Below are 13,874 nucleotides of genomic sequence, written 5' to 3' on the forward strand. Positions count from 1 at the left end.
AGAGTATTCCTGAATCTGTTAGAAGATCTGTTATTTTTGAAGGTCAGCCTCCTCTGTATTTTTTACTCCTTACGATCTGGAGAAAAATTAACAGTTCCATTTTTTTTGCGCGTCTTTTCTCAATACTGTGTGCTACCGCATCAATCCCTGTTTTTTATACCTATTTAAAATTAACCCGGTCAAAATTGAATCCAATTGTAACTACTGTTTTCTTTGCATTCAATCCGATGTTAATCTGGGCTGGACTTGAAATAAGAGTTTACGCTATGATTTTGCTATTCTCTCTGTTGCTATTAATTTACTTCAAAAAGGTATATTTATCAGATAAGATTACTCCCTTAAGGAGAGTATTTTTCATTATACTTTCCGTATTATCCATTCACACACAATACTATCTGGCAATTATTCTTTTTCTGAATTTCATTTTTTTACATTTTAACAACAGAAAAGTTGCTTTCCTATACCTTATTGATATGATCATTCCGGTTTTGAGTTTGTTACCATATATTTTATTTATCCCCGATCAGATTTCATTCATGACTGTAAATAAGATTTACAGCATTTCTGATTACATCATGTACTGGTTCCGTTTTATTAGAGATTTCATTGTTCCAATTCCGAAGGTATTCCATTCCAATGTGTTGAACTTTGTTTTGTTTTTAACATTCATCATATTAATCATTATCTCTGTTTTTCCAAAATTTAAAGCTTTAATTAGAACCTTATTCACCAGTGAAAAGTATAATCTTATATTAATATCAGCCACAATCTTAATAATTCATTTCCTTCTGTTTAAGTTAGGAATGGCAACTGCAAGTCCCCGCCATTTCATATTCCTTCTTACCCCATTTATAATAATCTTTTTTATTGTTATCTATATGATAGTCGATAAGAATCTTAGGACAGTAATTATCATAATGCTTATGTTGTTCAATATTGGGAATGTATTGTCCAAGGCACCAGAATTTGGGAAAGATGAAGATTTGACTAATATCTCAGAATATATAAATTCAACGGACCATGAGAATAATCCAATTTTGTTTTATACGGGTGACATTAAAATTCTGTATAGTTTTATAGATAAAAAAAGAGAACTATACTCCATTCCAAATGAAATAGATTTATCTATTCAGTACGATCACCCCAGCTGGTTTATAAAAAATGAAAGTGACCTAACAAAATTCTTCGCTGAGTTGGATAGCGTAAACACATTCTTGATAATCGATAATGAGGTGAATCCCACATATGAAGCATCCTTAGAAAAACGATTTCAGTGTAAAGTGAATTTTAATCTACTTGACATGTATATTGTGGATAAATTTAATGTTGTTGAAAGTAAAAACTTCAATAATCTTTACCGATTAAGAAAAATTACCAGGAAATAAAATGTGCGGTATCGTCGGAATATTAGATAAAACACAGAAAAGTGTTACTGAGCAACAACTTAGAAAGATGGCAAACAGAATTGCGCATCGGGGGCCTGATGATGAAGGCTATTATGTGTCAAAGAATGTTGGCCTGGGACATAAACGTCTTTCAATTATCGACTTAAAGAGTGGTCATCAACCAATGACTTCATCAGATAGCACTATTGTGTTTAATGGAGAAATATATAATTATGTTGAATTAAGGGAGTCTTTAAAACAAAAAGGGTATCAGTTTGAAACGAATTCAGATACTGAAGTTATTTTAAAGATGTACGATGAATACGGAACAGATTGCCTGAACTACCTGAATGGTATGTTTGCTTTTGTGATTCATGATACAAAACGATCAAATATCTTTATTGCCAGAGATCATTTTGGGATTAAGCCTTTGTATTATTTTAATTCTGAGGAACATTTTATTTTCGGCTCAGAAATAAAGGCTCTGTTGAAGCATTCATCTGTCAGCGCAGTACCTAATTACGCATCACTACAGGAATACCTGACTTTTCAGTTCGCACTGGGTCAGAATACAATGTTTGAAAACATTTATAAAGTACTTCCGGGACATTACATGTTGATTGATCTGAATAATTATAGAACCAAACAAATTTGCTATTGGGAGCCTAACTTTCATGTTGATAAACATCATACAGAACTTTATTTTACAGAAGAATTAAGAAGTCTTTTGGAAGATACCATTAAGATTCAACTTCGCAGTGATGTGCCCCTGGGGACATATTTAAGTGGGGGAATGGATTCATCGATTGTTACAATTCTTGCCTCCAAATATTATGATGGAAGATTAAAAACATTTACAGGTGCATTCAGAGAAGGTTTGGATTTTGATGAAACATCATTCGCGAAAGAAGTTTCCAGAGAGGTTAATGGTCAGTATTTTGAAATCTATCCAACTCAGAGAGACTTTACGGATAACTTACAGAAACTTATTTATCAACTGGATGAACCGGTTGCCGGACCTGGTATATTCCCCCAATTCATGGTTTCTAAACTGGCAAAGGAAAATGTAACTGTTGTCTTGGGAGGTCAGGGAGGTGATGAAATTTTCGGCGGGTATGCACGTTACATGATAGCCTATTTTGAACAAGCTATGAAAGGTGCTATGTTTGAATCCACTGAAGAAGGAGAGCATATTGTATCTCTGGAATCAATAATACCAAATTTGCCGTACATTCACAGATATGTTCCAATGATGCGCGAATTCTGGGAGAAAGGGGCTTTTGAGCCCATGGACAGAAGGTATTTCCATTTGCTTGACCGAAGTGGAAGCAGCCTGTCATATTTTACAAATGATTTTCAGAATACATTTAATAAAGAAGCAGTATTTGAACGGTTTCAAAAGTTGTTTAATCACCCTGATACGTTGTCCTATTACAATAAGATGCCCCATTTTGACATGTTTGGAAGCCTGCTGGGTTTGTTACAGGTGGAAGACAGGGTCAGCATGTCTGTTTCTCTGGAATCAAGAGTTCCTCTATTGGACAGAAGAATTGTAGATTTGGTTGCCAAGATGCCACCTGCCATGAAGTATAAAGGTGCGGGAATGAAATATCTGTTAAAAAAGACAACAAACGATATTTTACCTGAATCAATAAAAAACAGAAAAGACAAAATGGGATTTCCTGTACCCCTTCATTTATGGGCAAAAAACGGTGCGTCTGATTTCATCCATGATATTCTCCTCTCAAAGAGAAGCAAAGAGAGAGGGATCTTTAATCACGCATCAATAGAAGACCTGATTAAGTCTGAAAGGTCCTTTGGAAGATCATTATGGGGGCTTCTATCACTTGAATTGTGGTTCACAACCTTTATTGATAATTAAAAGCTGTCGTTTTTGTAAGGAATACTAAGTACCATAAAGTAATTTCATACCTCATAGAAAGGGATTACTTCGCTATTTTAACGAATAATTCGTAAAGACGAACAATAAAACATTTTGAAACAAAGCTAAAATTTAAAAACACTATATTTAGAATATGAATAACTGGAAAGTTGAAAAGATTGGTGTTGTAGGTCCCGGTATTGTTGGAATGCCAATGGCTGCATTACTGGCAGATGCAAAAATAAAGATTGGAACAAATCAGCCTGCTAAAGTGGTTGTAATCCAGCGGAATTCAGAAAACTCCGGTTGGAAAGTTGATGCGATCAATTCCGGAAAATCAGTAATTGGAGGAATAGAGCCTGAATTAAATGATATTGTTGAAAAAAGTGTGAAAGAAGGAATCCTTAGTGCATCACATGATTTTAATGATATCGTAGACGCAGATTTGATTCTGGTGTCCATACAAACTGATAAAAAAGGGCTTGAACCTGACTACGGGCCTATGCTTGGGGGATTAACCAGCCTGGCAGAAGCCCTCCAAAACAAACCTGCATATAAAAAGCCAATCATTGTGTTTGAATCAACTTTAGCCCCATCATCCATGATGACTGTGATGAAGGATCATTTTGCAAAATTTGGGTTAGTTGAAGGAAAAGATATTCTTTTGGGTAACAGCCCTAACCGTGTAATGCCGGGTAGATTGGTGGAACGTGTAGCAGCTTCAGATAAATTAATTGGTGGCCTTCAACCGGAAACGCCCAGGATGATTAAGGAAGTTTATTCCCACATTGTAAAGAAAGGCACGTTATTTACTACTAACAGTCTGACTGCAGAGATTGAAAAAACACTGGAAAACGCTTACAGAGATGTACGAATTGCATTCTCCGCTGAAATTGTAAGATATTGCGATGATCACAACATCAACTTTTTCAGGTTAAGAGATAGTATTAATAATAGACTTTCACAGTCGGATAATGCTACTGCTGATCCAAATGCAGTCCCTTCTGGTGGTTTATTAATTCCAATGATTGGCGTTGGAGGGCATTGTTTACCGAAGGATGGTATTCTTTTGTGGTGGCGGAAAATTGAAAAAGAACACAATTCAACGAACAGCTTAATCGTAGGTTCAAGAGCCATAAACGATGAAGCACCACTAAAGAGTATTGAACTGGCAGAAAGAACCTTTGGATCACTGAACAGTAAAAAGATAGTCCTTTTAGGTGCTGCCTATCGTTTTAACTCAGAGGATACGAGGAACTCCCCCACTCTTGAACTGGCTAAACTTCTGATAGAAAAAGGTTGTTCTGTAACAATCCATGATCCATTTGTAAAACCAGATGATCAAAACCTTATGAAATACGGATTTGAAAGTATTTTTACTAATGATTTTGATACTGCATTAAATAATGCCGAATATACATTTTTATGCACATCACATAAATATTATCTGGATCATGCAGACGCAGTAATCTCGAATAAATCAAACAAAGGAATTTTTGACGGATGCAATATATATAACTCCGAAACTGTTCGAAAACTTGAAATACCCTATTGCGGTATAGGTAGAGGGCAGGAAGAGCCATCCGATGAATTTGTTGAATTCGTTTTTAACAGTTTTTTAGCTTGTGAAACCGGTGTTGCAAATGAAGTTAAGTCTCTAATAGACTTTTTAAATTCGCATTATGCAGATACTGAGTTTAACAAAGCTAAATTTAAAGATGTCCAACATTTAGCCTCAACCTGTTCAACCGGATGTGAAATTGTCAACCCTGGTAAAATTGAACAAATATATTCGTACCATAAGTTTCAGTCAAAACTTGTTGAGTATGCTTACAATGCACAAATTTCACCTGTAATCGAAACATTATAATACCACCCCCACCCCCACCCTTATAAGGAGGGGGAAACAAAGGGGGAGGTCTGAAATATGAAACAACAAACATTTGGAATTATTGGCGGAGGAATGTTAGGTATGACCCTTGCATTCCGTCTTTCTCAAAAAGGTTATAAAGTCACCCTGTTTGACGCAGCTCCCAACTTCGGAGGCCTGGCAAGTGCCTGGAATATTGATGGAATTACGTGGGATAAATTCTATCATGTTATTCTTTTGTCTGATACCTATACCAGAAATCTTTTAAAAGATCTGAATCTTGAAAACGAAATGAGGTGGGTAGAAACAAAAACCGGTTTTTATACCGAAGGGAAACTGTATTCTATGTCGAACACCTTCGAATTTCTCAAATTTCCCCCGTTAAATATCCTGGATAAGTTACGGTTAGGAGGGACTATATTCTACACTTCAAAACTTAAAAACTGGAAAAGACTTGAGAGAATAACAGTCGAAAAGTTTCTCAAACGCCTATCCGGTAAAAATACGTTTGAAAAGATCTGGCTTCCACTATTACGGGCAAAACTGGGTGACACCTATAAAAACACATCTGCAGCATTTATATGGGCCACTATACAACGTATGTATTCAGCCAGAAAAAGCGGCTTGAAAAAGGAAATGTTTGGTTATTTACCTGGTGGCTACGCAAGAATACTTGATGTCTTTAGCACAAGGTTAAAAGCAGAAAACATTGAGCTAAAATCAGGATTTAAAGCTAAATCTATTTACAGAGACGATGATCAGGTGAACATTGAATTTACCGACGGATCAAACTATAAATTTGACAATATTATTAATACAATTCCATCTTCGTTCATTCCCGGAATGGTGCCTGACTTGAGTGATGAAGAAATTCAAAAACATAGTGATATTGAATATCTTGGGGTAATTTGTCCAAATGTAATTCTTAAAAAAGCTATATCACCTTATTATGTGACTAACATTACAGATTCAGGTGTTCCGTTCACTGGTGTTATTGAAATGACAGCTCTGGTAGATAAAAGAGATTTTAGTGATAAACATCTAATATACTTGCCAAAATATTTACAATCGAATGACCCGTATTTTGAAAAGACGGACAAAGAGATTTCAGATATGTTTTTAGATTATTTATTAAAAATGTACCCGCACCTGCATCTGAACGACATTGAACATGTAGAAATTGCCAGAGCGAGAAATGTATTTGCATTGAATAAATTAGGATATTCAAACAGTCTTCCTCCTGTAGAATCATCTGTAAAAGGTCTGTACTTGTTAAATTCCGCTCATATTACTAATGGGACATTAAATATTAATGAGACCATACAATTAGCAGAAAATAAATTAAGTGCCATCCTTTCCGGTATTAATGGTGCAGAATAATAATTAATATCCCGCTTTATTTTACTTCATTATAAAAGAGATTGGTAAATAAATTTTGATTCAGATAAAAAGTGATTGTTGTATTTACATTCATTGATGAATTGAAATCAATGTCTACCAAAAAATTATCCTTACAATTTAATACAAAACTTATTCTAAATTATTTTTAAACAACTGTAGCGTGTATTACGAAGAATACTCAAGAGGATTCAGTTTTAATATTTCAAAATATTTTGCGGAAGGCGAAAATATTATCAGGAACGGCGAATATTATGCCGGAATTCTTAATAAATATACTAACCCAGGCAAAATGCTTGATATTGGTGCTGCCGGCGGATTTTTTATGCAGGGTTTTTCAAACAACCGATGGGACGTTATCGGAATAGAATCAGACAAGAACATGACTGATTTCGGAATCAGAGAATTAAACCTAAGAATAATAAACTCTTGTTTCGAAATTTTTGATGTAAAGGGGAAATATGATCTGATTTCCTTTATTCAGCCTGTCTCTCAATTTTTCAATTTGAAAAATGCAATCTCTAAAATGTACAATATCATGAATCCAAACGGTTATGTACTCATTGAGAACTGGAATCTTGACAGATTTATTAACGGACATGTCAATGATATTAAAGATGATTCACACGATGATAATTTTCTGGGTTGGTTATCTCAGTCCACGCTTACAGAAAGCTTCTCAAATGCAGGTTTTAGTCTGATTGAAACCGGGTATACCAATAGTAATATCATGATTGATGTTGCGATTAATCTGTTGGAGAGGCATCATTCTGATAATGACTATATGCTTCGGTTAAAAGAAATGCTAAGTCAAACTTTAAGCAAGTCGGTTCAAACCTATGAAATAGACATTTCATGGAGTCTTTTTCAAAGGATGAATAATGATTTCACTACACCATAATCCATTGCCTGCAGTTTCACAAAATCAGGAACATAAAAATGGAGAACGTGGCAACATTAAAACTCTTCAGCATTAAAACACTCTAACATTGAAACACTCTGACAGTAATAAAAAACCAATAGCCAGTATATCTCTTGATCTGGATAACCAGTGGTCTTATATGAAGATACATGGGGATAAAGGATGGGAAGATTTTCCTAGCTATTTGGACATTTTCATTCCGCATGTTTTAAAGGTTCTTGATGATCTCAATTTAAAGATCACTTTTTTTATCGTTGGACAGGATGCGATATTACCCAAAAATGAAAAATATCTAAAAATGATCACGGACCGTGGTCATGAAGTGGGCAACCACTCCTTTCATCACGAATCCTGGTTGCATAAATACTCCAAAGAGGAGATCAGAAATGAATTAGGAAAAGCGGAAAAAGCAATAATACAAGCTACTGGAGAAAAACCGATTGGTTTCAGGGGACCCGGATTTAGCTGGAGTAACGATGTACTTGAAGTATTGAATGAAATGGGTTATAGCTATGACGCTTCAACGCTTCCAACCTGGATTGGACCTTTTGCCAGACGGTATTATTTTATGACGGCTAAACTGACGAAAGAAGAAAAAAAGGACAGAAGTGACCTTTTTGGAAATCTGAAAGATGGATTCTATAAGTTAAAACCTCATATTAAATATTTAAATAGTGGTAAGGAAATACTGGAGATACCGGTAACAACCATTCCATTAATAAAAGTTCCATTTCATTTGAGTTACCTGTTATATCTGAGTGGAATATCCAAAGCATTAATGCGGTTGTATTTAGATATCGCTATAATCTTGTGTAAAATAACGGGGACCCATCCCAGCTTTCTGCTTCATCCATTGGACCTTATAGGTGGTGATCAGATTAAACAACTGGCCTTTTTCCCCGGGATGAATATTTCCAGTGATGTTAAAGTAGATGTTTTTAAGGAAGTTATTCTAAAACTTGGCAAGCATTTTTCCCTTGGAAATATGAGCAATCATGCCAAAACAGAGTTAAATGATTAGCAATAAGGAACATTCTAAAAAACTTGAATGGATCACGGTTGCCAAAGCAATTGCGATTCTTGGTATCATACTGAACCATTTTGTTGAGGCACTAGGGTCCTACAACTGGTTCACAAATCCATCAGATAACTGGCCTGACCTGATGACCAGACTGGGCAATATTCTGCCACAAGGACAGTTCCTTATTGAAAGAATCTTTTATCTTCTGGGATGGCTTGGAGATAATTTCGTAGGTGTCTTTATTCTTTTAAGTGGTTTATTACTGACACTCTCAAGTCTTAACAAACCACAATTTCTGCTGTCAGATTTTTACAGAAAACGGCTATTACGAATTTTTCCGGTTTATATCAGTATACATCTGATCGTTATATTTGGATCTCTGTTCTTTAAAAACAAGGCAATAGATGTAGGATCCCCTGATGTCCTGTTAAGTTTATTGGGCCTGCGGTTTTCAGAATCGCTTTTTTACTTTATTAATCCTTCGTGGTGGTTTATAACATTAATTCTGCAATTGTACGTCGTATTTCCTGCATTATATATACTACTAAGGCGAACAAAACCTTTAATATTTCTAATGATTACAATCGGATTTACGATACTGTCCAGACTGGTTGGAATTCTTGGATATTACCCGTTTGGAGACATGTACATGTGGATGAACGGCGCATTTTTTGGCACTCGTTTGGCTGAGTTTGCAATTGGAATGTTCATTGCGCAATATATAGTAACAACTAAATCACTCCCCGGAACATCAACCATTTTTGGAGTTTCTATGATTGTTTATCTTATCGGCTTTATATGTTCAATATTTATTGAAACAACACTTATTTCAAACTTCATGATTGCTACCGGATTAACGGGTTTGATTTACACATTTTATCAGGGAATTTCCAGACATGCCAAATACCTTAACAGTGCTCTAATCTGGATTGGCACATATTCATTCTCAATTTATCTCACACATCAGATGGCATTCATCTGGGCGAATTCTTTTGACAACATCAAATACGTTATGGCTGCATCTGCGGTCTTATTTGCTGTACTTATTGCTACAGGAATCTGGATCGAATCAAGAATATCAAATTTTCGATTTCCTCAGCTAAAAATAAAATCTGTTGTTACACTTCTATTATTGTTTTCTTATCTTGGCTTTTTAATACTTCTATTGTATTTCGTTGAACCGCGAATTCAATCGCACTATCAATCTGCCCTCTTTGATGCCTTCCTTGTTATAAACGGAATATTATTAATTTCAATTATTAAACAACACAAAGCCAACTACGCTCTGGCCAATAACATAGCTATAGCTTCATTTTCAACGATCTTTTATTCGCTGTTCTTTGTAACTACCGGAAATGGGAAAGCCCTTTCGCTTTTTTTAATCCTAATCTTGCTAGTTCTTTTAATTCCCGGGAAAACACAAAATGTCTGGATAAACAGTATTGTAAGTGTTTTAATCGCAACTTTTATAATTGTAGGTACAGAAAGTTGGATTAAAAAAAATTATCCGCTTGAAGCCGGATCGTGGGGTGAGCTTCCAGCACTGGAGGTTAATCCAACAAGAATCTACAGTTTAATACCTGATAAGACCACGCATCTAAAATATAATAATTACGATTACACACTGGTTACAAATTCACTGGGTTTGGCATTCCCGGAAGAATTATTGAATCGAACTAAGGATAGTACATATCAAAATATCCTTATCCTGGGTGATGCATTTACGATGCCTGAAGCATTTGAATACAAGAACAGCTACGTAGGGCTATTGCAAAACAAACTGGATAGCGCAGGTCTTAAATATAACATTATTAATGCTGGTGTTACAGGATACGGGCCGATTGAAGAACTGGCTCAGTTAAAAGAACTTTTACCGGTCTTTAAACCTGTAAAGGTTTACATGCAGTTTTTTGTTAATGAATTTATTGAAGTAAATACAAGCAGAAAAGAACGCTTAACTGAGATCGGATTAGCTAAACGTGATTTAAAATCAAAGAAAAAATATTTAAGTTTCAATCAAATCCAGAGCTATGTATTAAAAACTAGCGGTACAATTAAAAAGGTTATAAAACCTTCATTTATTCCAGCATATGATTACCAGTTGTCTTTTATGTTTTTATATGATGACAATGATGGTCCCTTCTATGCAGATAGTACGATGAAAAAGATGGAAAGCACTCTTGAAGAAATGGGAAATGCTTGCGATAAATATGGTTCTCAATTCATTGTGATGTACACTCCCCCGCAGGTTGAAGTGTCAAGGCCTGAGCAAATTAAATATTATCCTTTAAACAGCGCAGAATCACTCCAAAAATTTAATTTAGACAAACCTTTTCAACATTTGCAGACAATCTGTAATGAGACCAGTATCGCGTTAATAAATCTAAAACCCGAATTAAAAAAACATCCTAAACAACCCGTATATTTTATGGACTCCTGGCATTGGAATAAAGAAGGACACAGAGTTATAGGGAATTTTATGTATAGTCTTTTAACTGAAAAGAAACCGGGATAAAATCAAATGATATTAACCACATTTAGCGATGATAGTTTTTCACCAAATCATCTATTTATCTTCATAATACAATAAATGGGAACAGCCAACAGAGTAGCTAAGAATACACTTTTCCTCTATGCGCGTATGGGGGTAACTGTTTTTATTTCTTTGTATACGACCCGAATTCTATTAGAAGCTCTGGGGGCCACAGACTATGGTATTTTTAACGTTGTAGGAGGAGCAATTGCTTTGCTGGGATTTTTAAATGCTGCTATGACAAGTGCTTCTCAAAGGTTTATGTCTTTTGCACTAGGAGAAGGAGATAATGAAAAGCAGATAAAAATATTTAATGTAAGTATTATCCTTCATTTTATAATTTCAATCCTCATTGGAATCGTTCTTTATGCAGTAGGCAAAGTCTATTTTAATGGATTCTTAAATATTCAGCCAGACAGAATCTTTGCCGCCAAAGTAATATACAATTTTATGATTTTAAGTACAATGTTCACGGTAATAGCAGTTCCGTACGAAGCTATCTTAAATGCACATGAAAACATGTTATATTACTCTATAATTGGAATAGTGCAGTCGGTGTTAAGATTAATAGTTGCATTTGTGGTAGTTTACACTTTAAAAGATAAACTTATAGTATTTGGTGTATTAACGATGGGGATATCTCTTATTACCCTCATAATTGTACGTATATATGTTCATAAAAAATATGACGAATGTAAATTTGCCGCTGTGAAATATTGGGATAAAAAACTAATGAAAGAAATGACTTCATTTGCAGGTTGGAGCTTTCTTGGATCCAGCTCTTCTATGATAGCTCAATATGGACAGGGCATTATTCTTAATATCTTTTTTGGCCCTATTGCCAATGCAGCTCAGGGAATTGCCAACCAGATCAGTGGACAGGCCGGAGCACTAGGCCCTCAAATAAGCAAATCTTTAGAACCTGTTATCGTAAAAAGCGTCAGTGTTAATGACAAAGAATCAACATTTCAATCCATCATATTTGGCACAAAAGCAATGTTATTTGTTGAAGCCATCTTATTTCTTCCTATCATCCTTGAAACATCATATATCCTAAAGTTTTGGCTTAAAGAGGTTCCACCAAATGCAGAGATTTTTATAACCTTACTCTTAATTGTAAATTTAATTGATACTACATATATCTTTTTAGCAATAACAATAGGTGCTACGGGCAGAATAAAAAAATTTCAAATAGTTTACAGTATCCTGTCAATATTATCTATTACTATAAGCCTGCTTGCTTTTTACATGGGTGCTCCTCCATATGCAATATACATCTCAATGCTGTTTATTTCTGTTATGAAATTGATCTCAGCTTCATATTTTGCAAACAGATTATACCAATTATCCATAAAATTCTTCATAAATCGTGTTCTGTCAGGTTTTGTAATATCTTTTACTTCAGCCATTATCATCTGTATGATACTAATTAGTATTGTACCATCAGGTCTTGCCAGGTTTATCTATGTTGCATTATTGAGTATGGGTTCATTTAGTATACTCTTTTATTATGTTGGATTTAATGGCTCTGAAAAAAAAATGCTAAAGTCTAAATTATTATATCTTAAAAGCAAACTGGTAAAGAATGGGAGAAACTGAGCACTTACCATTAATCACAGTATCTTTCCCGGTATTTGAAGGAGACAATTATATTGAAGCTTCTTTACATTCTGTATTGTGTCAGGACTATCCCAATATAGAGTTACTGATTATTGATGACAAGGGCAAAACAAAGGCATTCGAAATTGCTGAATCTATAATCAAAGACACAAAACAGCAGGTAAAGATCATTCGTAATTCAGTTAATCTTGGACAAGGTTTTGTTAGAAATAAATCGATTGAGCTAGCTAAAGGAGATTACATCTTTTTCATGGATAGTGATGATATACTAAGTCCGGATTGCATATCCCTACTTGTTGATACAATATTAGCTTATAATGTAGATTTTGTTGGCGCTTCTTCCGTAAATCTCGAGCATGAGATTATAAGTGATCATTTCATATACCCGGAATTCAAAGTAATTAAAGACACACCGCTTACAGAGAGTATCTATCTGGATGGAATATCAATTTCGCCCTATATGTGGAATAAACTTTATAATGTTAACTTATTAAAGGAGAATGACATTAAATGTACCCATCCATATATGGAAGATTTTCACTTTTCATTTCTTCTATTTAACATAGCCACATCTTGTGTTCTCTTACCAAATATTACATATAAATATGTCCTGCATGATACAAGTATTTCCAGAACCAGCTTTGGGAAAAACCTGTCGCAGAAAACCGCTGATATTGCCATGGAAATAGTGCTTTCTGAATATGCAATTTTAGATAAAATGACAAATCAGGTTATTAAAGAGAAGGCATTGCTTGAAATAATAGGATTTGGAATTATGTATGTATTCAAAATAAAAGTATCGTCAACATTATCAGCCTTGTATAAAAATTATGCAAAAAAAATTTTAACGTATCCCAGATTAAATGTTTCCGAATACACCCATTTTTCAAAATACGAGAAAAATAAACATATTTATTACAGAGTATTACAAATACTCCCGTTTCAGTTTAAACTAGTACTTATCAGGTTATTCAACTTCCCACATTACAGGAAGAGAGTTTACATGTGAGTTTCACATGTGCAGATAAAAAAAGCTTCAATTACTTTTAAATAACTTATTTTATGGATGTCATATATGCCAGAGGTCAATCATGTAATCAATTTTGGATATACAGTTATTACCTGTCTGACTGTATTGAGAAAAATAAAAAATTCGTTATTTGGATCCCTGACATTTCTCTCAAATACTTTCCAGATTTCAAGAATTCACAATATTGCTATTTCCCATTATACTGGAATTCCT

Annotated in this window: 9 protein-coding genes; all 9 read left to right on the forward strand. The window is 34.6% G+C overall.

The window, feature by feature from the left end; translation table 11 throughout:
• Positions 1–185: 185 nt before the first annotated feature.
• The 9 genes from ACE1ET_RS07095 (at position 186) to ACE1ET_RS07135 (ending at position 13,640) form a co-directional block, all read left to right on the forward strand.
• Positions 186–1,385: a hypothetical protein gene (locus ACE1ET_RS07095; RefSeq protein ID WP_375727681.1), complete on the forward strand. Its 1,200-nt coding sequence runs from the start codon at positions 186–188 to the stop codon at positions 1,383–1,385.
• 1 nt (position 1,386) lies between these two features.
• On the forward strand, positions 1,387–3,267 hold the full coding sequence (gene asnB, locus ACE1ET_RS07100) for an asparagine synthase (glutamine-hydrolyzing) (protein WP_375727682.1): 1,881 nt from the start codon (positions 1,387–1,389) through the stop codon (positions 3,265–3,267).
• Positions 3,268–3,421: 154 nt separating this feature from the next.
• Positions 3,422–5,137 carry a nucleotide sugar dehydrogenase gene (locus ACE1ET_RS07105; protein ID WP_375727683.1) on the forward strand — a complete coding sequence of 572 codons (1,716 nt, stop codon included), beginning with the start codon at positions 3,422–3,424 and terminating at the stop codon, positions 5,135–5,137.
• Positions 5,138–5,194: 57 nt separating this feature from the next.
• Positions 5,195–6,517, forward strand: a complete 1,323-nt coding sequence (locus ACE1ET_RS07110) for an NAD(P)/FAD-dependent oxidoreductase (RefSeq protein WP_375727684.1) — start codon at positions 5,195–5,197, stop codon at positions 6,515–6,517.
• A gap of 181 nt (positions 6,518–6,698) precedes the next feature.
• On the forward strand, positions 6,699–7,436 hold the full coding sequence (locus tag ACE1ET_RS07115) for a methyltransferase domain-containing protein (protein WP_375727685.1): 738 nt from the start codon (positions 6,699–6,701) through the stop codon (positions 7,434–7,436).
• A gap of 88 nt (positions 7,437–7,524) precedes the next feature.
• Positions 7,525–8,478: a polysaccharide deacetylase family protein gene (locus ACE1ET_RS07120; RefSeq protein WP_375727686.1), complete on the forward strand. Its 954-nt coding sequence runs from the start codon at positions 7,525–7,527 to the stop codon at positions 8,476–8,478.
• Positions 8,471–10,993, forward strand: coding sequence for an acyltransferase family protein (locus ACE1ET_RS07125; protein WP_375727687.1), 2,523 nt, complete (start codon positions 8,471–8,473; stop codon positions 10,991–10,993). The genes ACE1ET_RS07120 and ACE1ET_RS07125 overlap by 8 nt, the downstream gene beginning before the upstream one ends.
• Before the next feature lie 75 nt (positions 10,994–11,068).
• Positions 11,069–12,610, forward strand: coding sequence for an oligosaccharide flippase family protein (locus ACE1ET_RS07130; RefSeq protein WP_375727688.1), 1,542 nt, complete (start codon positions 11,069–11,071; stop codon positions 12,608–12,610).
• On the forward strand, positions 12,597–13,640 hold the full coding sequence (locus tag ACE1ET_RS07135) for a glycosyltransferase family 2 protein (RefSeq protein WP_375727689.1): 1,044 nt from the start codon (positions 12,597–12,599) through the stop codon (positions 13,638–13,640). The genes ACE1ET_RS07130 and ACE1ET_RS07135 overlap by 14 nt, the downstream gene beginning before the upstream one ends.
• Positions 13,641–13,874 lie beyond the last annotated feature (234 nt).

The organism is Quyinboa mangrovi (assembly GCF_042219825.1).
Classification (GTDB): domain Bacteria; phylum Bacteroidota; class Bacteroidia; order Bacteroidales; family UBA5342; genus JBHJHP01.

Bases quoted from the DNA above. Each gene is read 5' to 3' on its own strand.
- ACE1ET_RS07105 (WP_375727683.1), top strand. From the start codon at position 3,422: ATGAATAACTGGAAAGTTGAAAAGATTGGTGTTGTAGGTCCCGGTATT.
- ACE1ET_RS07130 (WP_375727688.1), top strand. From the start codon at position 11,069: ATGGGAACAGCCAACAGAGTAGCTAAGAATACACTTTTCCTCTATGCG.
- ACE1ET_RS07135 (WP_375727689.1), top strand. From the start codon at position 12,597: ATGGGAGAAACTGAGCACTTACCATTAATCACAGTATCTTTCCCGGTA.
- ACE1ET_RS07125 (WP_375727687.1), top strand. From the start codon at position 8,471: ATGATTAGCAATAAGGAACATTCTAAAAAACTTGAATGGATCACGGTT.
- ACE1ET_RS07110 (WP_375727684.1), top strand. From the start codon at position 5,195: ATGAAACAACAAACATTTGGAATTATTGGCGGAGGAATGTTAGGTATG.
- asnB (WP_375727682.1), top strand. From the start codon at position 1,387: ATGTGCGGTATCGTCGGAATATTAGATAAAACACAGAAAAGTGTTACT.